A 26,460-nucleotide genomic window follows, 5' to 3' on the forward strand; every position below is an offset into this window, starting at 1 on the left:
AGCTTCACACCCCAAACCAGAGCATACCCCACGGTGTCGCTGTACGGCGTCCCGTTTTCCAAAATGAATATGAAGCAAACCGTCGACTATCTCGTCCAGGCTGTCGAATCCCAGCGCACTCACCGGATTGTGACCGGCAACCCGATTATGCTGATGGCTGGTTTGGAAGATGCCGGTTTCCATCGGGCGCTGAGAACGGCGGATCTTGTCGTACCTGATGGCGCAGGCGTGGTATGGGCTGCACGTCACGTGGGACAGCCCGTTCCGGAACGGGTGGCAGGATTCGACCTTATGCACGAATTGCTGCGCGAAGGCGACCGCCGTCATTGGAAAGTTTACCTTCTGGGCACAACGCAGGAGATCATTTCTTCGGCGCACGAGAAGCTGAGCCGGCAATTTCCGGGAGTCCGATTCGTCGGCTACCGCGACGGTTACTTTACGGATAGAGAAGACGGCGCGGTGATCGCCGCGATTCGGGAAGCCAAGCCGGATTTGCTGTTCGTAGCCCGCTCGCTGATGACCCAGGAGCCATGGCTGGAGAAATATCAGGACGCACTTCAGGTACCGGTCATGATGGGCGTAGGCGGCAGCTTCGATGTCGTGGCGGGGAAGCTGAAACGAGCTCCGGCCATTTTCCGCAAATTGGGATTGGAATGGTTTTACCGGCTGCTTCAGGAACCGAGCCGCTTGCCAAGAATGCTTGTTTTACCTCGATTTGCCTTGAAAGTGATGAAGGATGGAGAAAAGGTCCTCAAACCCTCCAATCCTTCATGAAAATAACTTGAAAATGATGAAAATGCTCTAATAACCCGGAAAACGACAGGAAAACGGTCTTGTTGAATTCCATGTACCGGGTTTATAATTCAATCCGGTATAGAAAAAAGGGGAGTTGAATTATGCCCACAGGCTTAATGTTCGGAATCGGGTTGTCCGGTTTCATCGCGACGCTGGCACTTGCCCTCATTTTTACTCCGTTGGTGAAAAAGTTCGCGTTCCGAGTCGGCGCCGTCGACGTCCCGAACGCCCGTAAAGTACATTCCCGCATCATGCCGCGCATGGGCGGACTCGCCATCTTCAGCTCTTTTACTTTAGTGGTGTTACTGTTTCTCGCCTTCATTCCGCATAACCTGATGCTTGCCTATAATCGTAACCTCATCGGCGCTTTGCTGACCGGCGGAACGATCATCGTGCTGCTGGGCGCGCTGGACGATCGATTCGATCTCAACGCCAAACTCAAGTTCCTTGTCCAAATTGCAGCCGCTTGTGTTGTGGTGTTCGGTTTCGATATCCGCATGAACATCGTCAACATTCCGTTCGGCTCCGCCATGCAGCCGCTCGGGGATTGGGTCGCGATTCCGCTCACGATTTTCTGGATCGTCGGCGTGACCAACGCGATCAACCTCATTGACGGATTGGACGGGCTGGCGGCGGGCGTATCCGCCATCGCGATCGGCTCGATCCTCACGATGGGCGTGTTCATGAACAATGGTACGGTTGTGCTGTTATCTATTTTGCTGCTGGGCAGCATCGTCGGATTTCTGTTCTTCAACTTCCATCCCGCGAAAATATTCATGGGCGACTCGGGCGCACTGTTCCTCGGATTCAGTCTGGCCATGCTGTCCATGCTCGGATTTAAGCAAGTCACGATCGTATCGTTCGTAACGCCGCTGCTCATCATCGGCGTGCCGCTGTCCGACACCTTCTTCGCCATCGTGCGCCGAAAGGTGAACGGGAAGCCCATCTTTACAGCCGACAAAGGCCATCTGCATCACTGTTTGCAACGGCTCGGCTTCAGCCACCGTAAAACGGTGCTCATCATCTACAGCATTGCCGCATTCTTCGGCGCTTGCGCCGTCGTGCAATCCGTGCTCAGCGCAAGAGGTCTCGGCAACTGGGTCACCTTCGTCGTCATCTGCGTGCTCGTGTTCCTGCTGCAGATCGGCGCCGAGCTCATCGGCATCGTCGACAAAACCCGCCGGCCGGTCATCAACTTCATCGCCCGGCTTCTCGCGAAGCCGCATCCCGACTCGCGCGGGAAGTGAAATTTATACGACTTATAAAGATCTGCCCCAAAACCGATTTCGGTTTTGGGGTTTTTTTATGGGAGTTCTGTCTCATTTTCCTTATAACGGCTAAACAATTTCACTTCCTGTCCGATAACTATGATACGGAACTTTTTGTCGTAAAGGCTCGTCTAATGGAACATGTTACCGATTTGGCACTTCATCATTTCATCATTGGAGCACAAGGCACGTTCACGAGGAGGACTTATCGTAATGAGGAAACAGAAGGCTTTATCGTTTCTATTAATTTTGGCAATGGTAGTTTCGATACTGCCGCTGCAGTGGAGTGTCGTTAAAGCGGCGACAGCCCACAATTTCAATTTCAACAACGAACAGTATACGGTGGGCGCTGCGCGGATCACCACGAACGATCGCGTAACCTTGACGGGTACGATTAACAACGTGGATCCGGCTTCGATCAAATACAGCGTATACCAAATCAATCCTTCCACCGGTGCGGTCATTTCCTCGAACGAAAATCAGACCGCGAACATCACGGCCGTTGGGACAACCCTTACGGTTTACAATGTGCAATTGTTTCCGGGCATGAACAAGATCACCTTCACGGGAACGCAAGGTGCATCAACCTCGGAGGATTCCATTTTTATCGAATACCGCAACAGCCCGATGCTCTATGACTTAACGGCAGGCATCGACGGCTCTATTTTCAATATTAAAGAAGCCGGTTCGACCGTTGTTTATTCGTCAGCTTCGATGGGCAAGTCCAGCTCCGATATCAGCATCAGCGGTAAAGCCCCGAACGCTACGAAGGTGCAAGTCATTACGAACGGCAAGAGTAATACCTACTCGGTGAACAGCCAATCTAACTTCAGCTTCGTCGCATCCCCGATCAATGTGAAAAAAGGGATGAACGAAATCACGATCCGCGTGTACAACAACACCCAGTATGTGGAGACTACACGCAATATCGCATTCTACAACGGTGATGTTACCTTTTATGATTTGACGTTGGTTGCCGAGAAGGATCTGAATGCTGACGGCGACGTCGCTGATCCGGGTGAAAGTTTCACGACACCGTTGCAGCCGACTACAAATTTCTCCATTCCAACCGGATTCACGGTGAAGGTCACCGGCTCGTCCATCGTACCGATCGTGTATAATTCGGTGACTAAAAACTTCCAGCCCAATACGGGTTGGACTTGGAACACCTCAACGTCTGTTTACGATTTTGACCCCTTGAATGTACTGAACGGCAATCCTATTTCAGTCACGAACGATGGCTCATCCAATTCTGTAATTGCAGTGAATAACGCTCCTGCAGCTCCTGCCCCTGCTGATAAATTTTTTACGGTGGCGTTTTCGTATACTCTCGGTTCATCATCAACGACTACCGGCGCGGGCTTGTTGAAATTCGACGACAACCATTCAATCAAATTCACGGGATGGAACCAAGCCAAATCGCCCGCTGGTACGGACGATTCCGATACCTTCTTCTACAAACTGCGTAATAGTACGCTGGCCTACATCCAAGATGTCAACTTTATCCCTGGGTACAATAACAAAACGACGCCGGCGGAAATTCCAACACTAGACACTTCCGATCTTGAGAATACTTCTCTGTTCTCTCTGCCCGCAGGAATCGAGCTGTTGATCGGAAACTATCAATCGGGCTGGGTAGGTGCGGCGCCTAACGATTTGGTGCAATTGGCCAATATTAGAACCGTTACCGGAAATACGACGGACGGAGATTTGAACGGTAATTCGGCTTCCACACATGACTACAGCTACAAGGTGCTGCCGAATTCCTCCATTAAAATGGTGAATATCAATGGCGTCGATACCCCGTTCCTGAGAGTGTTCGTAACTTTGAACAAGCTTCCTAGCTCTGGAAGCATGGACTTGCGCTTCAAGCTGAACAACACCGCTTACTCCGGCACTGTGACCGGCGATCCATACAAAGATATTCCGATTACGATGATGTACGGTCCGTACGTCAAGTACGACGGTGTATTCGACGGCATGCAAATTAAGTATGACACCACCATGTCTTCGATCGCAGGTATTGCCGCTCTGATTCAAACGGAATTCAAGAGCTTTAAAGGTCAGCTGTTTAACGTGCCCAACCTGAGCGACATTGTATTTAAGACAGATACGACATCATCACCTCCAAAGTATCAAACCGCGTATTTGTACATTAATAACACCGAGGTTCAACTGAAAGTAGACACCACACAAGACACTTTCGTGCTGGCCGATGCTGCTCAAGAAACTGCGGCTTATAACGCTCTGAATAAATTGGGTGACAACAACATCAAATTCGTATTCCGCACGAAATCGAACAACTATGAAAGTAATATCAAAGTCACGATCGTACCAACGAATCTCCCGGTCATTCCGGCGCCGAAAACCGCGGGCGTATTCCCTTACTCCACTGGACTAAGCGCTCCTTTGCCAAACGATCCGAATTTCCCGCTGAAGGGAACCGTTTTTTCGACGAAGCAAGCGGAGATGAACATTTACGGTACGTTTGATTTCATCGATTTGGGTACGACTTCCGGAAATGCGATCGCTAAACTCACAGCCATGCAATCAGGTCGCGACCAGGATAACTACATCATGGTCATCTCTTCACCCGGAGACCTGGATATCACTTGGAACATGGGCAAAAACTTGTTTACGGCAAGTGACGGGGCAGTGATCACCGACGAACCGACCGACACTGCGCCGCTTGGAAATTTGAGAGTGGTATATGATCTCGAATCTCAGACCTTTTCGTTTATTCTGCCGAACCAAAAGCTGCCGTACGACGGGAGCTCCAAGGTTTACAGCATCACCGTTTACAACGGCGGATTGAATGGTCCGCGGGCGACATATCGGCTTGAAGTCGATCCGACTTCTATCCCTTATACAATTATCTCGCCTCGTACCGAGAAACGTATATTGAACCAGAGCTACGTTGAAGTTATTTTGACTTCGCCAGGCGCGGACAGCGTTACGATCAACAAAATTCCGGCCACCAAAATCACGTACCTGGATTATAGAACGAGTACACCGACCGAAGTGCCGGCATTCCGAGCGTTCGTCCAGAATTTGAAGCCGAACAAGACCAACAGAATCGATCTCATCATTAAGAATGCCAACGACACGATCAAAGACTCCTTTGATGTAGTCTACGCACCAGAGAATATCCCAGGCGCTCAGACTTTGCTTACGATGAAGAACTCGCTGAAAGCCTTTGACGGAAAATTGAATTTGACTTTCCCTAGCGGTACGAATCTCATTCGGCGGGATTACAACACTCCTGATAATCTGAAGGGCCAGGTATACAAAGACAACAACATTTTGATGGCCATCGCCAATCCAGAGGATGGCGTAGTCGATCGCCATGATTTTGAGACGGTGCCGGCCAACTACGACGCGCAGTTAAGTATGGGACGAATTCTGTTCACAGCAAGCTTCCCGACGCGGTACATCAAAGCTAGCCCGGTTTACTGGATTGATGCAGGCCAGGCTGACAATCCGATCACGCCTGACTATGATCCGGTGACTAACGGCTTTGACCCTTATCCGCTTGAAGTCATCAAGGGAACGGCGCAGAAGCTTTACTATACCCGCGGCTCGGATCGAGAAGTGATCCCATCCAAGCGCGGCACGCTGACGCTGGCCTACGATCCAAGCCTGAGACAATCCGCCGGCACCTGGGTGACCGTATTTCGGTTCGATCCTTTCATCCAACAATGGGAGAATATCGGCGGAGTTGTCGATGACAAGAAAAATACCGTAAAAGTACCGTTCGACCGTTTCGGTTATTACGTAGTCGGCAAAGTGGGCTATACGTTCAATGATGTCAGTGCTCATCCGTATGCTCGTGAAGCAATTGAAGCGATCTACGCCAAAGGTGTTATGAACGCTACAGACCCATCGGGAGCATTCGGAACGGACCAGTACGTCACTCGAGGCGAATTTGCCCGCATGCTGGTACGCGCATTGGATCTTCCACTCAACTATAATGGACCGAAACATTTTGTGGACGTTCCGGACACCGGCAACGCGATCAATATTGATGCCTTGTGGGATTACCGCTACATTGAGACAGCCGCACGCGCCGGTATTGTCCGTGGGACATTGCCGCGAGCGTTCAGCCCGGACAACACGATCTCCAGACAGGACGCTACCGTGATGTTGGCCAAAGCGCTCAATTTGAAGCTCGACACCGATCCGAACAAATCTCGTGCTACGCTTGGCAAGCTGTTCAAGGACGAGCCGTCTATCGATTTCTACGCGAAGCCGTCCGTTGCCGCGATTGCCAAGAAAGGATTTATGAGCGGATCGCCAGTCGATGTGGCCGATCCCAAGAAAGGTCTCGTATTCGAACCATCCTCTCGTCTGCTCCGCGCGGACGCTGCCATTATCATGGCTAAAGTGATGGTGGATCTGAAGAAGCTTCCGAAGATTTACTCGAAATAAGCTGTATTCATAATGATCGCCCTCCACTCGGAGGGCGATCTCATCTTTCTAATGTTCTAAGTTGGCGAAATAGGAAAAAGTTAAGCGGTGACGAGACTCGGGGACCAAGCTATACTAATGAGGTTGATACATACATAATTCTCCGATGTTTCAAAAAAAGGCCCTCATTTAAGAAAAAACAAAACATTTTTTCCGTTGGCCGCAACTTTTCCGAAACTGGCGCGTTTAATTACATGTGTCAAATGAGACGGGCGAAAAGCACTAGACGCCCTATGAAACTTACAAAATATGCTTTGCTCTATGAGAGCGCCTCGTGTATAATGGGGAAAGTGGCATATTTTTCCCTGCCTATTTTCTGTCTTTAATAGGCAGCTTCCTACAGTTTACGAGTTTCTGCGACATGAAATCCTTAATGTTGCAGACATACATTATAGACTAATGCTCAACTCAGGGAAGGGGGTGAAACATCGATGAGAGAATCGAGCTATAAATCTTCTATGCAAGACAAACAGATGTTTTCTCGAGGAGGAGAAAAAAAGGTTATGAAGAAAAGTTTATCCGTTCTTCTCGCAGGCGCACTGGCGTTCGGTTCCTTCGCTTCGCTCGCTGCTGCTGCAGAAAAAACTACGCTCGACAAGTTCAATGAACTGAAAGCATTGCAAATTTTCAGCGGCGTTAACGCTAATGGTGACGCAGGCCTGGATCAAAAAATGACTCGTGCTGAATTCGCAGTAATCGTTGCGAAATTGGCCGGTCTGTCCCAAGAAACCAGCACTTCTTTCACTGATTCCCAAACGCACTGGGGTAAAGGTTGGATCGGCGCAGTTGAAAAAGCTGGCCTGATCGCTGGTGTTGGTAACAACAAATTCGCTCCTAACGCTACCGTTAAGATCGAAGAAATGGTCATTGTTCTGGACAAGGCGCTGAAAATTGCTCCTTCCACCGGCGCAACTGTACCAGGTACTGATGCTTGGGCAACTCAATGGGTTGACGCAGCTTTGAAAGCTGGCCTGATCTCCGCTGAGACTGACTACACGGTTGCTGCTCTTCGTAGCAAGCTTGTAGACGCTGCTTACCAAGCTCACAGCTTGATCAACACTCCGGCTGAACTGAAAGTAGCCAAAGCTTCCCAAATGGGCGCTAAGAAAATCACTGTTGAATTCAACCGTGCGCTTACTGCCGCTGAAGAAGCTGCTCTGAAAGTAGAAGCGAAAAACGGTCTTGTACCTTACGCTGCTACAACAACTGTAGCTGCTGACAAGAAATCCGCAACGCTTACTTTCACATTCCTGCCGGCTGCTGACTACGACGTTAAGGTCAATGACTTGGACGCTGTTAAAGTTTCGGTTGCTGATGAGAAAGTAGCTAAGTTGGAAATCAAAAATGGTTCCATCTTTGTCGCTAACGACCAGCCAGTCAACATCGTTGCAACTAACCAATTCGGCGAAGAGATGGACAAATCCGGTCTCGGTCTGAGTGTAACGGTTGTTGCCAAAGGTACGACGTTGACTCCGGATGGAAGTGGAAACTATGACTTTGTAACAGCGGGTGTCGCGAAAGACGACATTGTCGTAGTAACGGTAACCCATCCTGCAACCGGTGTTTCCACAACTAAGTCGTTTAAAGCTACTGACGCATCTCTGGTAACGGCTGTTACTGTCGGTCCTGTTGCTCCTCTGACTGGCAAATCCCGTATTACTACTGGCGATGACGCACTCGTTCTTCCGTATACGCTGAAAGATGCTGCCGGCAATTCCTACACGCTTCCTGCGATTGACAGCGTGTCTGGCAACACTGTATTCTTCGGTGCTGACAAAGCGTATCAACTGATTGTAAGCAACACACATATTGCTGATCCTGCTTCCTTCGCACTTGATGCTGATGGAAAACTCACGTTCAGTGTTGACGGAGCTTCCCCGGCAGAATCCGGAACGCTGGTTCTTACGTTGCTGAATGTTCAAGCGGGCACTAGCGCTAATACGACTGTTAAAGTTGAAGATGCGCAAAAGGTTGGCAAGTTCCAACTGGCAGGTCCTGGCGTTCTGGCTGCTAAAAACGAAGATGTTAAGTTCAACTTCACTGCAATTGACAATTTCGGTGCTCCGATCGCACAGAGCGAATTCGCTAAAACGGCTACTAACAGCCAAATTACGTTCACAACTAGCCGCGGTGCTGATCTGACCGTTACGCCGAAGTGGAACTACAAAGGCGAATTGTCCTTGAACTTCACCAACGCTGGTGTGCCGAATCCGACTGGCAGCACGATTGTGTTTGCTTGGATTAATAACACGACTCTCGCTAGCCAAGTTACGATCGATCTGAAAGACACTGCGGTACCAACAAAAGTTGTTGCCAATAAAGATCTGGCTGCAAACTATGGTATCGGTGGTAAGGATTCCGTTGACTTGGATTCCATCAAAGTCGTAGACAACTATGGTCGCGAGATGACTAATCTTGGCTCTGCTGATCTGGTTGTAAATGTAAAAGATGCTTCTACTGACGTTGTGACTATCGGCACCGATGCTGATGGCAACCCGGAAGTACGTGGTATGGCTGCAGGATCGAAAACTTTGGTTATCGGTCTTGACCTTGGCGGCGGCACAACCATCGATGCTGGAACTTCTATCGAAGTACCTGTCACTGTACTGGCTGACGACAAGATTACTTCTTACAGCATTAAAGACCCAGGTCTGTTCTATGCGAAAGACACTAATGATTCCACTCATTACAACAAAGCTTTGACTCTGGAAGGTAAGACTTCTGGTGGAGCGAAGGTTGCTATCAACCAAACTCGCTACTTCACTGGTGTAACGTCTTCCGACACGTCGATCTTTGATACTAATGGTGCAAACGCTTGGTCCATCGCAAAAGGTGAAGCTACGCTCTCCTTCTTGAATGGCGCTACGAAGCTTGCTGACATCAAGGTTACTTCTTCCGATGCGAAGCCGGTTGTGAAAACAATCGAAGTTGCAAACGCGGAAGAAGACATCACAGGAAACGTGGCTGATATCGCAGCTACTTACCTGACTGTGAAAGATCAATATGGTGCAGCTGCAGTTGCTCCGAAACTGTACTTCAGCTCTTCTGACACTGCTGTTCTGACGGTAAGTGCTACCGGCGCTCTTACTGCAGTAGCTGACGGTACTGCTACTGTAACCATCGTTTCTTCCAACGGTGTCGTGGCTACCATTGTTTTCACGGTTGACGTGTAATAATCTGATTCAAGTAAAAGAAGCTCCGAGAAATCGGAGCTTCTTTTTTTTTATAAAGTAACATTCGTCGAAACAATTGGGGCCCTTGCTTCGTTTATACAGTACATAGGTTTTTGAGGGAGGAACTGAATTGTATACTCGGCGAAACAAATTTCAAAGTGCTATTCATGTGATGCTCGCTGTTCTTCTTATCACTTGTAGTATGTTTGTAGCTGGTCCAATCGATACTTTTGCAGCAACTAAAAAGGAAACTGTGCCAACATCAATCAGCTTAGGGAAAAACGCCTCCGTGAAAATCAACAATGTGGAGTTGTTTCCACAAGATAAAGGCCTGTATCTGATGTTTTCTTTAACTTATTCAAACACAGGAACCACATCACTTTCACTGGATGACTACTGGGCGAAAGTGAAGACCACGAAGGGCCAGACATTCTCCATTAAAGTAGCTGACAAGGACAAAAACATAAAATCATTACCAGGAAAATCAAGCGCGGTTGTAACCTATTTTGCTGCCGTCGCGGATGATGTCCTCTTGTCACAGTTACAGATTAACATTGTAAAATGGGATTTTAGCGCTCCGAACTTTACACGAAGCTTAGGGACATTTAATTTGGCGAAGGGTTACAGTGCGCCAGTGCCCGCATTTCAACCGCTAAATATTACGAACAAGGAAACTAAGCTAAAAACCGCAATCAAGAGTGTGCAAATGGGTTCGGATGGAGAAAATCGCGTCGTCAATATTAGTTTCTTATTTGAGAATTTGAACACTCGCGACTATAAGGCTGCCACAACTCAGTTGAATATCAAGACAGCGGACGGATCTATTTTTGAAGCCACGAATAGCAGCCTCAAGGATTTGGTTGTCAAACCGAAACAAAGAAAGGTCATTACACTGAAATCAGTTATACCTTCAGACATAAATTTAAATGGAATGAAATTGTTACTAGGTTATCAAAGTGACGCGGATGGCCTATTTATCCCGATTGCTTCTTATGCTGTCCCTAAGGCATCTGATGGTACTATTGATGATAGAGTAAGCCAATTGACGTATGGTTCCTATCAAATAGAGCTCACCGGATATAACAGGCTTCCAGCTGGAGCACAGGATGCATTGACAGCTAATTTTACTGTAACCAATAAATCAACTTCTGATCAAAAGGTGCCGGTTCTGAAATCTTCGTGGTCGATCAATGGAGTATCCCAAGAAAGCAACACACCGGCGGTAACAACCTTTGATTCCAGAATTCAGTTGGCTCCAGGTGAAAGCATTCAAATAGCCGCGCGTATAATGGTTCCGTACAATTTGAATTTAAAAGACATTAGAGTCACATTGAAAGAGACAGTAGATGCACAGAACGAAAATATTATCGGACAATTCAAAAATACAAGGGTAAATCAATTTACACTCTCGCCGGATAATAAAACGTCGTTCTCGAGATTGGGCAGCAAAACGCAGGTCGAATTATTAAATATAGTCTCGACGGGTGATAGCAAACAAGTCAGTGTCAATGGCAGCTTGGCAGTAACCAATATCGAATTTAGGCCAATAAAATTGCAAAAGTACGGAGTATACCTGAAAAGCACCGATGGTCAGATATTCCCATTAACGGTTGCTGACTACGATAAACCGATAATTGCCAACGGGAAAATCATCGTGCCCTTTAGCGGTAAAGTGCCTGCAGCAGTGAAAAATCAGAACATGAATCTTCTGTTGACAGAACTCCTTCCTTATACAGGTGATACGAACAATAAGGATCTTACTGTAGCGACGAATGTAATCAGCATGACTAAGGCGTGGCCGGACAGCAAACCAAGTTCCAAATTCAACAACCTGTCCTTTGGAAAATATGATATGACGATCAGCCAGGTTTACTTGTCTCTGAATATGATGGATTTTGTTAGCGCGCAGGGTTTAAAATTAGAGTTCTCTTATAACATGGTGGCAGATCCAAACGTAGATGATTTAGCGGGAACATATAAGCTCAGATTTGAGGTCGAAGATCAAGGAGAATCGAAAGCCTTCTACTCCAAGGAATATACTTTAAATGGCGACGCGAAAACAGATGACATTATAGAAGGTAACGGTGTTAGGAAAACGATTGAATTCAGTGATCCAGCGGTATTGGAAAGAATCAAATCGTTCACGAGTTATAAATTATCGGTATACTACGTCGTTAACGACGAAAAGGTCCTGCTGGCACAGCGGGTTATACCATACTTCTACGTGCAGTGGATGCAACTGTAGAATATGAGTTCATAATCTAAAATGACGTTAAGCAGCCTAAATCCGGAATTCCACCGGATTTAGGCTGCTTAGTTTTGTCCGAAATCTTGTATAGAAGTAGTACCTTATGAACTCGTAGCCTGTAAATTTACTATATTCATGAACGCAACTTTTAGTGAAGTTAAGGCGTAACAAATAATAGAAATAAGTCGAATGGGGAGAGATGATGTTGAACGAGCGAAAAAAGTGGATAATAACAACAGCCATACTTGCCGGTACGATTGCGATTAGTGGAGTCGGGATTTCATCGATTGTAAAAGCAGACTCTTCCTCGACGCCGGGTCTCGCGGATGATCCAGTGGTGACCAAAAGTTATGTTGATCAGAAGATTGTTCAGATTACCGGGGGTCAAACGTCGTCCCCAGGAACGAGTGTAGGTGGAGGAACAGAGACTATTGCGCCTATAGAGGTCGTGAAGGTACCGTTAGGCAAGCAGATCACGGTTGCTGCGGGTGGAGAGCTTATTGTGCGTACCGGCAAGGCGATCGCCTTCAGTGTTGATACGAACGGGCTGTCGGATATGACGGACGGTATCGATATTGCGCCTGGGAAGCTGGTGGGGAACAACCATCTGATTCTGTTTCCACGTGATGGGCGTGGTGTAAAGCATGCTCCTACATCAAAGACAGAACTAATCGTACTGGTACGGGGCGGATATCAAGTACAGTAGAAATTCATCCATAAGGTCAGGTCTTCGGATCCTGGCCTTTTGTCGTTTCAGCGGCTGTTTGAATATAAATTATAGGATACCGATAATTGTCTGCTCTATGCAGGGGGCTCGCCAGCCATCCCTTCGATGATTCATTATGTGTGTGAAGGGGAAGTTAATAATGTAGGCGGCGACCGCGGCCAATGTCTTCTTACAGAGCAAATGGTATATTTTTCTTGCACACCCAACAAGTCATACGCCTTGACGATAACGGTCCGGCACATAATAAAACCGTTAAAATTCAGGGAGGTGCACACCATAACATGGCCAACAGAAGACGTGCGAAGCTGGTGCCGCAGTGTGATCAGGCCATTCAACAATGGAAATATGAAATCGCAAATGAACTGGGAATCGGTGTGGCACAATCCTCCTCCATGGCCGGTCTGAATTACGAGATGGCCGGTGAGTTGGGTGGAGCCGGCGGATCTTCGGGCCGCCAAGAATACTGGGGATTTCTGACGGCGCGTGAAGCGGGTGCCGTTGGGGGAACCATTACGAAGAGGTTGATCGCGCAGGCGGAAACGGAAGCTGCCCAAACACTGCTTTAAGCCGCGCGGGGTGTGGAATGTCCTTGCATTGACACCCATCGACAATTCCTTTATTATTGTTATTCGAAGGTTTGTCTTAACAACCTTTTCCAAGCGGAAAAGGTTCATTTTTTATGTGGAGGCGAAGACATTGTCGATTAAAGGACGGCATCTCTTCACATCCGAATCGGTCACCGAAGGCCATCCGGACAAGATTTGCGATCAAATTTCCGACGCGGTATTGGACGCGTTTCTCGAAGTCGACCCTTACGCGCGTGTAGCGTGTGAAGTATCTGTCGCAACAGGACTTGTACTTGTTATTGGTGAAATCAGCAGCAAAGCGGACTATGTCGACATTCCGGCGATCGTTCGACGTACGATCAAAGAGATCGGTTATACACGTGCGAAGTACGGCTTTGACAGCAGCACTTGCGCTGTGCTTACATCCTTGAACGAGCAATCTGCTGACATCGCACAAGGTGTTAACGCAGCACTGGAGAGCCGCGAAGGCAAAGACGTTCGTGCTGAAAGCGAAGACATCGGTGCAGGCGACCAAGGCCTGATGTTCGGCTTCGCCACGAACGAAACGCCGGAATTCATGCCGCTCCCGATCGCGCTCGCTCATCGTTTGTCCCGCCGTTTGTCGGAAGTCCGTAAAAACGGTACGCTAGATTACTTGCGTCCTGACGGCAAAACTCAGGTGACGATCCAATACGAAGACGGCAAACCGGTTCGAGTGGATACAATCGTCATCTCCACGCAGCACGGTGAAGAAGTGAGCTCCGAGCAAATTGACCGCGATATTCGCAAACATGTCATTGAACCGGTCGTTCCGAAAGAATGGCTCGACGGGGAGACGAAATACTTCATCAACCCCACCGGACGTTTCGTTATCGGCGGACCGCAAGGTGACGCTGGACTTACCGGCCGTAAAATCATCGTCGATACCTACGGCGGATATGCACGCCATGGCGGCGGAGCGTTCTCAGGCAAGGATCCGACGAAAGTGGACCGCTCTGCGGCGTATGCTGCTCGTTACGTCGCGAAAAACATTGTCGCTGCTGGACTGGCCGACAAATGTGAAATCCAACTGGCGTACGCGATCGGCGTAGCTCGTCCGGTTTCCATCAACGTGGATACCTACGGCACAGGTAAGGTGAGCGAAGATAAGCTAGTGAAGTTGATCGAGGACAACTTCGATCTGCGTCCTGCCGGCATCATCAAGATGCTCGACCTTCGCCGTCCGATCTATGCGCAGACTGCCGCTTACGGCCACTTCGGCCGTACCGATCTCGATCTGCCTTGGGAACGGTTGGACAAAGTCGACGCGCTTAAACAAGGTGCCTCAAATTAAATCAATTTATACGTAAAAAATTAAGGCCTTCGCTCACGCGAGGGCCTATTTTTCTTACAAACTCAAGGTAAATAAAGTGGATTCCCTAAAGTTCCACTCCTTGGAAGCCGAAATATAAGGTACAAGACTGTTCACACGGGGGAATTCCGATGCCGCGCTTACGTACACTTTCTATAGCTTTCATTGCTGCCATTCTTCTTCTGCAAACTTGGACATTCTCTTACGGGCCGACGGTACAAGCTGCAACTGGCGGCCCTGTTGTTGTTTCCACATACCCGAATGATAATGACGTGACCGTTCCGGCTAATGTCAACAAATTGATGATCACCTTCGATGAGAATATCTCAAAAACCGGAAATTCCGGGAGTTCGGCCGCCGTAACCATTCGTCGGGTAGCGGACAACTCTTTGGTGGAGTCGTTTTCCGCATATAACAGCTCGAGACTGTCCTTTAGCGGGAAAACGGTGACCATCAGTCCGGTATCGACATTAGTGGCCAATGATTACTATGTTCTGATCGATTACGGCGCGTTTACTTCCTCCAGCGGTATTTTTTCCGGTATTGGAAACGCGACAACATGGAACTTTACAACTGTGGGCGTGGACTCAATCGCACCAGTTTTGTCAACAAAAGACCCGGCCCCAAGTGCCACCAACGTGCTCACGACTACACCGCTCACCCTCAATTTCAGCGAGAGAGTGACCGCCGCTTCCGGTTACATCCATGTTTTCAACAGCGTCACTAGAATCGAAGAACAGACGGTATCCGTATTGTCCTCATCTGTACAAGGTTCAGGCACTACCGCCATTACAGTGACTCTTCCGTCCAAGCTGAATTCCAACACCAATTACAATGTCAATATTGATAACGGGGCTTTTGTCGATATGGCCGGCAACAAATATGCAGGTCTCTCCGACACCTCGTGGAGTTTCATAACCAAAGCTTCTTCCATCACCGCGCCGACGCTTACACCGTCCAACGGTTCGATCAACGTCAATTACAGTGCACCTGTTTTAAACATGCAATTTGCAGTACCTGTGAGCAGCGGAACCGGAAAGATCTACGTGAAGCGCTTATCCGACAACTATACTGCACAAACGATCGACGTCACGACTACCTGTGCTTCGCCGGGGAGCACTAGTTGTGTGGACATTCCTGCCAGTGGAGCTTATCAATCGGTGGACATCCGCCTGCCTTCACTAGCGGCCAACACCGATTACTATGTATTGATCGACACTGGTGCCCTGAAGTCCGCCACCGACGAATATGACGGGATACGCGGAGTGTCCACTTGGGGGTTCACGACAAATGGCGGAAGCAATCCGACGGTGGTATCGTTCTCTCCGGTAGGCAGCCAGCTGGCTCCAAGTGGCAAACTGCAGATCAAATTCAACCAGCCGGTCTACCCCGACAGCGGCACGATTACGATTCGGAACGCGAATGGCTCTCTTTTTTGCAACATCCCTGTGACCTCCTCCAACGTAGTGGGCGGGGGGACGGATACGATCAGCATCACCCCATGCTCAGCTTTGGTCAATAACAGCTCTTACTATGTTCTGATTAGCAGCACGGCTTTTCGCAATGCTTCGAATCTGTACTATGCCGGTATTACAAGCTCAAGCACTTGGTATTTCATCAACACGAACGATCAGACGCCACCCGACATCGTGTCGATGACTCCGGCTAACGGCTCTACCGGCGTGAAATCGACAAACGCTGTTTTAAGCGCGGTATTCAGTGAACCCATTTTGGCGGATACCATGGCTTACGCTACGCTGTATCCGAAAACAACGCCGCCGTCGCCGGGAATCTCGTTAAGCTTGTCCAACGACCCGTCCGACAACAAAAAGATCATCTTCACACCGGTGTCCGTTACGAATCTGTCCCCGAATACCCAATACATTGTCAATATTCCATCTGGAGCAATCAAAGATTTGGGGGGGAATCCGTTTCAGGGGATTTTGAACGATTATCGCTGGACGTTCACGACGCTAGCCAGCTCTAATGCGATCCCTCTTTATGTGTCGGGGGTGGTCAACAGCAACAATACCATTACGCTCAACTACGATCAGGAACTGGACCCGGATTATGTCCCGCACCCAGCCAACTATTATGTAACGGTTAACGGTGTGCCTCGACTGGTGAGTTCCGTACAGGTTTCCGGTAATCAAGTGACCTTAACGATGACGACGGGAACGCTCATCGGGCAAACGGTGAAAGTTTCGTACACAAGCGGTATGCTGCGCAATCTCAACGGCAAAGTGGCATCAGATTTGGCTGGCAAGGACATCGCCGTTTCCAATGATACAGCCGCTCCTATATTAACGTCGGCAACTGCGCTTGGAAGCAAGGTAAGCCTGATCTACAACGAAACGCTGAAGTCGTCCCCATTGCCGTCGCCTGCGAGTTTTTACGTGACCGTCGGCGGCTATGCATCCGCCGTATCCTACGTAACGATATCCGGCGGAGTCGTGGAACTCACACTCTCGCAGCCGATTACCAGCGGCGTAGCAGTGTCAGTTTCCTACGTGCCAAGCGCCCCAGCTATTGCGGATTTAGCCGGAAATGCTGCGGCGGGCTTTAATAGTTATCAGATTTCAACTGCGGGCGGCACGACAAGGTTGAGTACGGCTTCGGTACAAGGTTCCGTCGTTACCCTGACCTTTTCGAATCCGCTAAACGGCTCATCTACTCCTTCCGTGTCCCAGTTTTATGTGAAGGCGGGATCGAGTTACATCAGCGCATCATCCGTGACGGTTAACGGCAGCGTGGTGCTCGTGTCGCTAGCTTCTCCGGTAACCTCCGGACAGACCGCTTCTGTCACGTATATGACCGGCGGCACACCGCTCAAAGACACCGCAGGGCAACCCATCGCCGCATTTTCGGACTATCCGCTCGGCAACGGCTCGACAAGCGCTCTTCCGGCTTTCCTGGAGACGGATCCCGAAGGCGGACTTCGGCTCAACAGTCAGGGCGTCAGCACAAGCTACGGCCAGAGCGCCGGCGGAAGCTACGTGAATACGTACACGGTTGACGCGGACAAGCTGATCACCGGATATACGCAACTGACAACAATGGGAGCTGTAGGCGGGTACAGGACGATCTCGGTCTCGATCCCCTCTACGGAAACGGCAGGGGTGGTCAATATCCCGGTACGCTCGTTGGTTGATGGGCAATCCCGGGTTTATGACGGAGCGTTCCGGCTGAATTACGGAGATTACAAGTTTGTCTTTCCGCTCTCGGCGGTGAACCTCATTCAGGAAGTGTCACAGCTCGGGGGCAGCGTCTCTACCGCTTCTCTACAGCTCAGCATAGAGAAGGCGAACAGCTCGTCCAATCTGACATCGGCCATTAATGGACGCGGACTCATGCTGTTGGCATCGCCGGTAGATTTCACCGCCACGCTGATTTCCGGAAACCAGCGAAAAGAACTGAAAGACTACAACGTGTACGTAAAGCGTGCATTTGTCATTTCGGACAGCTTAGCGCCTAATCCGAAAGAGATCTCGGTCGTTCGGTATGACGACCAGACCCGCGATATCGCTTACGTTCCGACGAGCACGCAATCGGCCAACGGGAAAATCACCGTATGGTTCAAACGCAAAGGCAACAGCGTATACGCGGTCGTGCGTAAACCACAGGCCGGCTACACCGACACGGCGAATCACTGGGCATCGAGCCACATATCGCTGCTGGCTTCGAAATTTATCGTGGACGGAACGACGCCGTTCTCTTATTCGCCGAATCAAAATATTACACGTGCCGATTTTGCCAAGTTTATCGTAAAAGGTTTGGGGTTGTCTGGAGACACCGGAGCGGCGGCCAAGTTCCGTGATGTCAGCTTGACCGGCGCGGCGGCTCCTTACATTGGAGCGGCCAGCAAGGTGGGCATTGTATCCGGCGGCACCGATGGGAAGTTCCGTCCGGACTCCTACATCACGAGGGAAGACATGGCGACCATGATGCTGAAGGCGATGCAAGTTGCCGGTGTGCAGGGTTCAACCTCAACCGCCTCTCTGTCGCGGTTCGGTGACCGCAGCAAGATTAGCTCATACGCGCTCGCACCGGTTGCAGCCTGCGTGAACGCCGGTATTATCAGTGGGGTTACGACGACGAAGTTCGCTCCGAAAGAGAACGCCACGCGTGCGCAGGCGGCAGCCATGTTGGTCGGACTGCTGCGGCATGTGGAATTTTTGCCGTAAACGCCGATTCGAGGTTATGCTAGAATAGTAAAGACTTCGCGTCATGATGACTATTGCTCGTAGGAGGCACACCTTTGAAATCGGCTCTAAAGAACAAATGGCTGTTATTCATCCTTGCGTTGGGCACGGCCATTCGTCTGCTTTGGATTTCTTATGTCAATACGCAGCCTGTGTTCGATTTTAAGCACTATCACGATCTGGCCATGTCGCTCCTGAACACCGGACACTATTGGATGCCTGAGGGTTTAGATTACATCAAGCAGGACACCGAGTACGTAAAACAAGGCGTGCATTATGCCACCGCGTTTCGCCCGCCGGGTTATCCGCTGGTGCTGGCCGCGCTTTACTTCGTCTGGCCCAACATCTTGGCAGCCAAGCTAGCGAATGTCGTTTTCAGCATCGTCTGGATGTTCTGTATGTATTTACTCACCAAAAAGTATATGGGGGAACGACCGGCGCTGTGGGCAGCTTTTCTCACAGCGGTTTTCCCGATGGCCGTCGCTTATACGGGCGTGGTGGGGACGGAGATTTTATCGGTCGCTTTGCTGTTCTTGATTCTTTGCCTGATTACGTACAGGGTTGGAGGCAGGGTGGCAGGGCCGCTGTTGATCGGATTTCTGATCGGATTTTTAAGCTTAGTGAAACCGTATTTTGCGGTGTTTCCGGTTTTCTATGCCGTGATTTTCTGGTGGCAGCAACGGGAATCGGCCAAAGAAAATAAGCCGTCTCTCCGGGAAACCGTTCGCCGTCTCGTCATTCCTTTTGTCAGCCTGGTTTTAATGATGGCCGTTACGTTGTCGCCTTGGACGATTCGCAACTATATGGCTTTCGACCGCTTGATTCCGATCTCGACCAACGGGAATTTCGTTCTCTACATCAATAACAACGATGCCAACAACGGCAAGTATATGGACGCGATGGACGTTCCGAATTCGATTTTCAAAACGGACCGCATTGTGGACAAGACAGGTACCTACAATGAAGCCGTAGCGATGAAGGCGGCGAAATCGGAAGCGACCCATTGGATCCTCCGTCATCCTGGGCCGTTCCTGCTGCTCGGGGCGGACAGGCTGTCTCTCAGTTTCTTCAACGCCGGCCTTGAGATCAAAGACTGGGCGCTCGTTCCGGCGGAAATCCGCTTCGCCAAATGGCTGAAGGAACCGCTCTCGCAAGGCTCCAGGGCGGCGTCGTTAGTGGTGGCCGGTGGCGGAATGTTCTACTTGCTGCTCATGCTCTACCATTTTGTGCGTCGACCGGCGCGTCTGAATACGCTGCACAAGATTAATCTTGCGATGATCTTGTTCCTGCTCCTCGTCATCTTCGCATCTGAAGGGCAGCCGCGTTACTTGTTCCCGATCTATCCTTTCTTTATCATCGGGCTGTGCTGGCTGGGTTCTCTGGTGCGGGACAATATTCGCTCGGACAGCGCAGTGGAATAATATGCTACTGCCGTCGACTGGATGCGATCAACCGAGGCGGATTTGGTTTCGTTATCAAGAAGTAATGCGGAAGCCCGCTCATCCGATACGGATGGGCGGTTTTTTTTTGAACCACACCCGTCGTCGAGTAAGGGCCTAAATACAGTTATTTTTCGGATTTCAAGGCCAGTTTCGCGGAATAACAACCAAAATACAGTTATTTTTTCTTGATCGGCTTAGTTTCGTGAAGAGACGTTAGAATTAACTGTATTTCGGATGTTATAAGGGGATTAGGCGGCTTAACGGTTGAAAATAACTGTACTTTGGCGGTTAACGGAATATTGGGCGGCGATAGCAAGTCCGAGCAAAACAAATCCCCGGTCATATAAATGACCGGGGGTTCGCGTTGAGCCGAAATTACCACGTAATAACTTTCGTCACGACCAATTGCGTCTTGTCGCTGTTTTCGATCGGCTGTTCAACGTACTCTAACGTTACCAAGTCGCCAGGCTTGAGGCCTTCCAGCTGCTTGTCCATTCCGTCTCCCAACTGTAAGCTCTTGGACTCACCGCTTACTTTGATTTCGACGGTATGAGGATCAGCCAGACCTACGAACGCTCCGGTCATTTGGGACAAGTTCGCTACCTCTTCGGCGGAAGCACTGCTTTCCGCGCTTTGAGTCGCAGAAGCCGACGGAGTGCTGGACGCAGCAGGCGTGCTGGATGCACTGTTGGACGCAGATGGAGCAGAAGCCGCAGAATCATTGTTCGATTTGCCGCAAGCAGAAAGGCCGACTGCAAGCATGACCACGCTAAGGGTAATTGCCAATCTTTTTGTTTTGTTCATGATGAACACCTCCAAGGGTATAACGAAACTCTAGAGAGTTTTGTTTCGTTGGTATAAAACTGACCAGTCATTCCGTTATTTTTATAACATAATCGCTTTGGCCCGACAAGATGATTTAAATAAACTTAATGTAATTTATTTTCCAGTATTGGTAGACTCGATCAAGCTTTTTTCTTTGGGGCAGAAAGAATTAAGGACGCTAAAGTTTCTCCGCGCAATCGAGGTGCCAAAGTGCACTCCAATCCCCTGATGATGATCATTTTTGTCCATTCAGGTGCCAATCTGCACTACAATCCCGCTCAAAACCGCATCTTCCCGCCGATTCACGGTTTTCGGTTGCCTTCTGGCACCTCATCTTCATTTTTCTTCTCTAAAATGTCTTTTGGGGTGCACTTTAGAACTTCAGCGTTGAGAAATCCGGTATTTTCGTGTCTACTCTCTTAAAATTTCTTTTTCGAATCCAAAGAACCGATTTGATTCTCTTATCGGATGTAACTTTTCGCCTTCCTATGAGTCTATTAAACTAGAGCGAATGAGCCTCCCGGCTCTCTTGTTCAAATTCAACCAGAATTCATAGGAGATTTCATGCGTAAAAAATTGCACCCCATGAAGCGCCGTCCGACAGTGGACGCCGCACATTCCGCCGCAACGACGAACCAAGCCCATAAAAAAGCTCCGAAAATCGTACTTCCGATCATCGCAGGCATGCTCGTATTTTCCGTTCCTTTTCAATCGCCGGTGTTGCTCATGCCTTCCGCTCACGCGGCAACGGTTGTTTCTTATCAGCTGCTGAAACAGAGCGAGATGCCGGTCACCTCCGGCGTCCGCCAGATCGATTACAAGTGGGTAGCTTCGGACAGCTCGCCGACCGAAATGATTCACGTCCTAAAGATTGACTTGACCGACCCCTATGTCGAACTGAACGCAATGGGCGGCAAAGGCGGCAGCGTCACCGCCGGTCAGTCCGTCACCGGCATGACGAAAGAAACGAAAGCCGTTGCCGGCGTCAACGGCGACGTGTTCGGCACCGCGAACGAAGGAGCGCCGATCGGCGCGCAGATCAAAGACGGCGAGCTGCAGGTCAGCACGTCCCAGTTGAACGGCATGTACGCTTTCGCCATCACGAACGACCGTAAGCCGATGATCGACAATTTCACATTCTCGGGCACGGTTACCGCGGAGAGCGGGAATACCTTCGCGCTGGCGGGCATCAACAAATCACTCTACTGGGCGGAACCGGGCAAAACGAACAGCCACGTCAATGCCCTCTACATGTACACAAACGAGTGGACGGCGCCCCAGCGGCCTGCGGGCACCGGTACGACGCCGACCGAAGCGCTCGTCGTGGACGGGGTCGTGACGGAAGTCGTTCCCGGTCAGGAAATCACGACGCCTGTCCCACCGAACGGTTACATACTTCGTGGACACGGCACGGCGGCCAAATTCATTACGGATAACCTCTATCCCGGCGTTCACGTGAGTTCCGAATACAACCTGAAATCACAGACGACCGGCCAAACATTCGATCCTTCTTTCTTCAAAATGATGGTCAGCGGACATACGATTCTGGTCGACCAAGGGAAAGCCGCGGCATTCTCACGTGATATTGCCGGGGTCAGCGGAGCGTCTTCTCGGGCGCGTACCGCCGTCGGTTACTCGCAGGACGGAAACACGGCGTACTTGGTGACCGTGGAGGAGAACGGCGGACGCAACGGTGTCCCATTGAAAGAGCTTCAGGATATCATGGTGCGCATCGGCGCCTGGAAAGCGGTCAATATGGACGGCGGCGGCTCGACGACCATGGTGGCGCGTCCGCTTGGCGAGTTCAACGTCGCGCTCGCTCATCCGACCTCTGCCGGCACGTATCAACGTCCGGTGGCCAACGGGATCGGCGTATATACGACGGCACCGCAAGGCGAGTTGAAGGGCATTGTCGCCAGCGGCCCGAAAACCGTCTTTATGGGACAGGAAACGAGATTTTCGTTGAAAGCTTACGATTCGTACTACAATCCGATCGACCCGAAAGGCCTGAATCCGGTGTGGAATATTAATCCGGAAGTCGGTTACTTCAAAGACGGTCTGCTGATCGCGAACAAACCCGGTAAAACGACCGTCAAAGTCACGGCCGGAAGCACTTCTTCCTCCATCGGTGTCGAAGTGCTCGGAGAAGCGGCCATCGATCGGCTGACCGTGCAGCCGAGCAGCATGGTGCTCCGCGCCGGGGCGGTCATTAACGTGCCGGTGAAAGCGCGGCTGAAGGATGGCAGCGAAACCGCGGTTGCTCCTACGGCGATCAAATGGGAATTCAAAGGGTTCAAAGGCAAAGTCTCAAACGGCCAGTTGACGATCGAAAGCGTGGAAAACAACGCGGCGGTTGGATACGCGATCGCGCGTTATGACGGCTTCGGTACGGCCGTGGTCCTGACGCCGGGCAGCGAGAAATCGTTCGAAACGTTCGAAAATGTCACGTACCCGCTGGAATTCAAAGGTCTTCCTGCAGAATTGGCCGGTTCCGCTTCGGTCGTCTCGGGCTTGCCCGGACGTGAATCCTCCAACGCACTGTCGTTGAAATACGATTTCACGAACGGCACGGGCAGCCGGTTCGCTTACGCGGTGATGAACGCAGCGGGCGGAGGCGTCCCGGTTGAAGGCAGTCCAAGCGCGTTGACGTTGGATGTGATGGGCGACTCCAGCTTGAACTATCTACGGGCGGAGTTCGTCGGCGCAGACGGAAAGGCGGTCATGGTCGACGTTTCACGGATCATAGACTGGTCCGGCTGGAAAACGATTCGCGTGGATCTGGCTGCCGCAGGGGTTAAAGGCCCGGCTAAGCTGACCAAACTGTATGTCGTCAATCTGGCGGAAGGACAGGACGAACGAGCGCTGCAAGGCGAGGTTGCGTTCGACAACCTAACGCTTCAATATCCTCCGAGTCCGGTCACCACGACGAATCCCACGATCGTGATGAAGCTCGGAAGCGCCAAGGCGACGGTGAACGGCAAATCGGTGACGCTGCCGGCTCCGGTGTTTTCGATCAATGGGAACAGCTATTTGCCGCTGAAATTTGTGGCAGAAGCCATGGGCGCGGACGTGGGCTGGGAAGCCTCGACCAAGCGGGTTACCGTGCTGCGCGGCAGCAAGATGATAGATTTGTGGATCGGAAAGTCTGAACTGGCGGCGGACGGTGTCCGTCAGAAGATCAACGCGGAGCCGGTCATCCGGAACAGCAGGACGTACGTGCCGCTGCGCATCGTCTCCGAGCAGCTGGGCCAAAAGGTCACCTGGGACGAGAAGACCAGAACCATTACAATTCGTTAATCTTTATACCAAAAGTCCTTCCTTAGTTTCGGTTGGAATGAGAAATATGATATGATGGAAATAAGCCCCGCCTCCTTCTAATGTCCCGGTTTTTCGGCATTTCAAGGATGCTTCACAGGTTGATAGTTTCTCTGCCTTGGAGGGCGTAAGGGAGTCGAGACAGTGGATTACCGTGTGGAGCAGATCGACGCCGTGATTCAAAATGCGGTGTCGGTCATGGAAGACAGTAAGGTGCAGGTGTTCGAGATTTGCGAGTCCGCCAGGAGAGAGCTCGACTCCCTCAATCAAGAGCTGGAGAAAGTGCTCGCCGAGACGTCGGAGACGATCGACCGGGTGGACAAGCTGGATCGGGATTACCGGCACGCGAGAATCCGCTTGACGGAGGTCAGTCGCGATTTCGTCCGCTATTCCGAGAAGGACATTAAGTCCGCCTACGAGAAAGCGACGCAGCTCCAGCTCGATCTCATGGTGTTTCGCGAGAAGGAAAGTTATTTGAGAGCCCGACGGGACGAACTGCAGAACCGCGTCAAAAATGTGGAACAATCCGTGGAACGCGCGGAGACGATCGGCCTGCAGATGGATCTCGTTTTGGAATATTTTTCGGGTGATTTGAATCAGGTGACTCGCATTCTGGAATCCGCGAAAAACCGGCAGATGATCGGACTCAAAATCATTTTGGCACAGGAAGAAGAACGCAAGCGGATGGCGCGTGAAATCCACGACGGCCCCGCCCAGTCGCTCGCCAATCTGGCGCTGCGGACGGAGATTGCGGAACGTATGCTCGACACGGGGGATCTGGAAGTGATCCGCAGCGAGCTGATCGATCTGAGAACGCAAGTGCGCCAAGGCTTGGCAGAGATTCGCAAAATCATTTTCAACCTTCGCCCCATGGCATTGGACGATCTCGGACTCGTGCCTACGCTTCGCAAATTTTCGCAAGATTTCGAAGAGAAGACGAAAATCCGGACCGCTTTCGAGACGACCGGGAAAGAAAAACGACTGCCTTCCGGCATGGAAGCCGCGATGTTTCGTCTTGTACAGGAAGGCTTCAACAACGCGCTCAAACATGCGCAGGCGACCTATATCTCGCTAGAGATTACTTACCAGGACGACAAGGTGCTGCTGCAGATCAGCGATAACGGCGTCGGCTTTCATACGGATTTGGTGGAATCAAGGGCCAAGGCGGCCCATTCGCAATTCGGCTTAATGGGCATGAGGGAGCGAGTGGAACTGCTGCAAGGCAAGATAGAGATAGAGTCTTTTGTGGGGCAAGGAACGAAAATCAAAATCGAAGTTCCGATTAAAGCAGAGCCAGGAAAGGAGATAAGCCCACATGGAGACTAAACCGGCGGTTCAGAAAATCAAAGTGCTCCTCGCAGACGATCATCAGCTTTTCAGAGAAGGGCTGAAACGGATTCTGAACATGGAGTCCGATCTGGAAGTGATCGGCGAATGCGGCGACGGCATTCAGGTGCTTGAATTTTGCAACCGGCAGCAGCCGGACGTCGTGCTGCTCGACATCAACATGCCCATCGAGAGCGGTGTGATTGCCACCGAGCGGCTTCGTGATATTTTCCCGGAGATCAAGGTCATTATTTTGTCCATTCATGACGATGAGAGTTACGTGTTCGAGACGCTTCGCAAGGGCGCGAGCGGATATTTACTGAAGGACATGGAGGCGGAGTCGCTCACCAACGCGATTCGCACCGTGGCCGAAGGGCATGCCTACATTCATCCGAAAGTGACGGGCAAGCTGATCAACCAGCTTCGCCGCATGACGTATCTCGACGAGATCGGCGCGTCTTCGGGTGCCGCCGCCAGCCGCGAGACGGTGACGAAGTTCATCCCGAAAGGCAACAATCCTTTGACTCGCCGCGAGGCGGAAGTGCTGCGGCTGATGGCGGAGGGTAAAAGCAACAAGTCGATCGGCGAGAACCTCTTCATCAGCGAGAAAACGGTCAAAAACCACGTCAGCAGCATTTTGCAGAAAATGGAAGTCGACGACCGCACGCAGGCCGTCATCAACTCCATCAAATACGGATGGGTTACGCTGTAAACCCGTCTTACATAAAGTGATTTCGGGACGCATTTTGAATCTG

Annotated in this window: 14 protein-coding genes; 13 read left to right on the top strand and 1 reads right to left on the bottom strand. The window is 50.5% G+C overall.

What is annotated here, in order from left to right:
* Positions 1-63: 63 nt before the first annotated feature.
* The 10 genes from E5161_RS12035 (at position 64) to E5161_RS12080 (ending at position 20,218) form a co-directional block, all read left to right on the top strand.
* On the top strand, positions 64-774 hold the full coding sequence (locus E5161_RS12035) for a WecB/TagA/CpsF family glycosyltransferase (protein WP_136778170.1): 711 nt from the start codon (positions 64-66) through the stop codon (positions 772-774).
* A 137-nt stretch (positions 775-911) separates the two neighbouring features.
* The gene (locus E5161_RS12040) at positions 912-2,042 is read left to right on the top strand and encodes a glycosyltransferase family 4 protein (RefSeq protein ID WP_136778171.1); all 1,131 of its coding nucleotides are present in this window, start codon (positions 912-914) and stop codon (positions 2,040-2,042) included.
* 234 nt (positions 2,043-2,276) lie between these two features.
* On the top strand, positions 2,277-6,491 hold the full coding sequence (locus E5161_RS12045; RefSeq protein ID WP_169306677.1) for an S-layer homology domain-containing protein: 4,215 nt from the start codon (positions 2,277-2,279) through the stop codon (positions 6,489-6,491).
* Positions 6,492-6,961: 470 nt separating this feature from the next.
* The gene (locus E5161_RS12050) at positions 6,962-9,703 is read left to right on the top strand and encodes an S-layer homology domain-containing protein (RefSeq protein WP_136778059.1); all 2,742 of its coding nucleotides are present in this window, start codon (positions 6,962-6,964) and stop codon (positions 9,701-9,703) included.
* Positions 9,704-9,833: 130 nt separating this feature from the next.
* Positions 9,834-11,948, top strand: a complete 2,115-nt coding sequence (locus tag E5161_RS12055; protein ID WP_136778060.1) for a hypothetical protein — start codon at positions 9,834-9,836, stop codon at positions 11,946-11,948.
* A gap of 208 nt (positions 11,949-12,156) precedes the next feature.
* Positions 12,157-12,657 carry a hypothetical protein gene (locus tag E5161_RS12060; protein ID WP_136778061.1) on the top strand — a complete coding sequence of 167 codons (501 nt, stop codon included), beginning with the start codon at positions 12,157-12,159 and terminating at the stop codon, positions 12,655-12,657.
* 302 nt (positions 12,658-12,959) lie between these two features.
* Complete coding sequence (locus tag E5161_RS12065) at positions 12,960-13,244, top strand: alpha/beta-type small acid-soluble spore protein (protein WP_136778062.1); 285 nt, start codon at positions 12,960-12,962, stop codon at positions 13,242-13,244.
* Positions 13,245-13,374: 130 nt separating this feature from the next.
* Positions 13,375-14,577: a methionine adenosyltransferase gene (gene metK / locus E5161_RS12070; protein WP_136778063.1), complete on the top strand. Its 1,203-nt coding sequence runs from the start codon at positions 13,375-13,377 to the stop codon at positions 14,575-14,577.
* A gap of 149 nt (positions 14,578-14,726) precedes the next feature.
* The gene (locus E5161_RS12075; protein WP_136778064.1) at positions 14,727-18,779 is read left to right on the top strand and encodes an Ig-like domain-containing protein; all 4,053 of its coding nucleotides are present in this window, start codon (positions 14,727-14,729) and stop codon (positions 18,777-18,779) included.
* A 74-nt stretch (positions 18,780-18,853) separates the two neighbouring features.
* Positions 18,854-20,218 (top strand): ArnT family glycosyltransferase, encoded by a 1,365-nt coding sequence (locus E5161_RS12080; RefSeq protein WP_136778065.1) that lies wholly within the window; start codon positions 18,854-18,856, stop codon positions 20,216-20,218.
* 396 nt (positions 20,219-20,614) lie between these two features.
* Here the strand turns inward: E5161_RS12080 and E5161_RS12085 are convergent, their stop codons facing one another.
* A complete protein-coding gene (locus tag E5161_RS12085) occupies positions 20,615-21,043 on the bottom strand; it encodes a hypothetical protein (protein WP_136778066.1) in 429 nt (142 codons plus the stop codon).
* Positions 21,044-21,628: 585 nt separating this feature from the next.
* Here E5161_RS12085 and E5161_RS12090 point away from each other — a divergent pair.
* The 3 genes from E5161_RS12090 to E5161_RS12100 all read left to right on the top strand — a co-directional run bounded on the left by E5161_RS12090 (position 21,629) and on the right by E5161_RS12100 (position 26,417).
* A complete protein-coding gene (locus E5161_RS12090; protein WP_246042197.1) occupies positions 21,629-24,361 on the top strand; it encodes a stalk domain-containing protein in 2,733 nt (910 codons plus the stop codon).
* Between the two features lie 162 nt (positions 24,362-24,523).
* Positions 24,524-25,705 carry a sensor histidine kinase gene (locus E5161_RS12095; protein WP_136778067.1) on the top strand — a complete coding sequence of 394 codons (1,182 nt, stop codon included), beginning with the start codon at positions 24,524-24,526 and terminating at the stop codon, positions 25,703-25,705.
* The gene (locus E5161_RS12100; protein ID WP_136778068.1) at positions 25,695-26,417 is read left to right on the top strand and encodes a response regulator; all 723 of its coding nucleotides are present in this window, start codon (positions 25,695-25,697) and stop codon (positions 26,415-26,417) included. Before E5161_RS12095 ends, E5161_RS12100 begins: the two co-directional genes overlap by 11 nt.
* The last annotated feature ends 43 nt before the right edge of the window (positions 26,418-26,460 follow it).

It is taken from the genome of Cohnella pontilimi, from assembly GCF_005049045.1.
Classification (GTDB): domain Bacteria; phylum Bacillota; class Bacilli; order Paenibacillales; family Paenibacillaceae; genus Cohnella; species Cohnella pontilimi.

Bases quoted from the DNA above. Each gene is read 5' to 3' on its own strand.
- E5161_RS12035 (WP_136778170.1), top strand. From the start codon at position 64: ATGAATATGAAGCAAACCGTCGACTATCTCGTCCAGGCTGTCGAATCC.
- E5161_RS12040 (WP_136778171.1), top strand. From the start codon at position 912: ATGTTCGGAATCGGGTTGTCCGGTTTCATCGCGACGCTGGCACTTGCC.
- E5161_RS12045 (WP_169306677.1), top strand. From the start codon at position 2,277: ATGAGGAAACAGAAGGCTTTATCGTTTCTATTAATTTTGGCAATGGTA.
- E5161_RS12050 (WP_136778059.1), top strand. From the start codon at position 6,962: ATGAGAGAATCGAGCTATAAATCTTCTATGCAAGACAAACAGATGTTT.
- E5161_RS12065 (WP_136778062.1), top strand. From the start codon at position 12,960: ATGGCCAACAGAAGACGTGCGAAGCTGGTGCCGCAGTGTGATCAGGCC.
- E5161_RS12075 (WP_136778064.1), top strand. From the start codon at position 14,727: ATGCCGCGCTTACGTACACTTTCTATAGCTTTCATTGCTGCCATTCTT.
- E5161_RS12085 (WP_136778066.1), bottom strand. From the start codon at position 21,043: ATGAACAAAACAAAAAGATTGGCAATTACCCTTAGCGTGGTCATGCTT.
- E5161_RS12090 (WP_246042197.1), top strand. From the start codon at position 21,629: ATGCGTAAAAAATTGCACCCCATGAAGCGCCGTCCGACAGTGGACGCC.
- E5161_RS12100 (WP_136778068.1), top strand. From the start codon at position 25,695: ATGGAGACTAAACCGGCGGTTCAGAAAATCAAAGTGCTCCTCGCAGAC.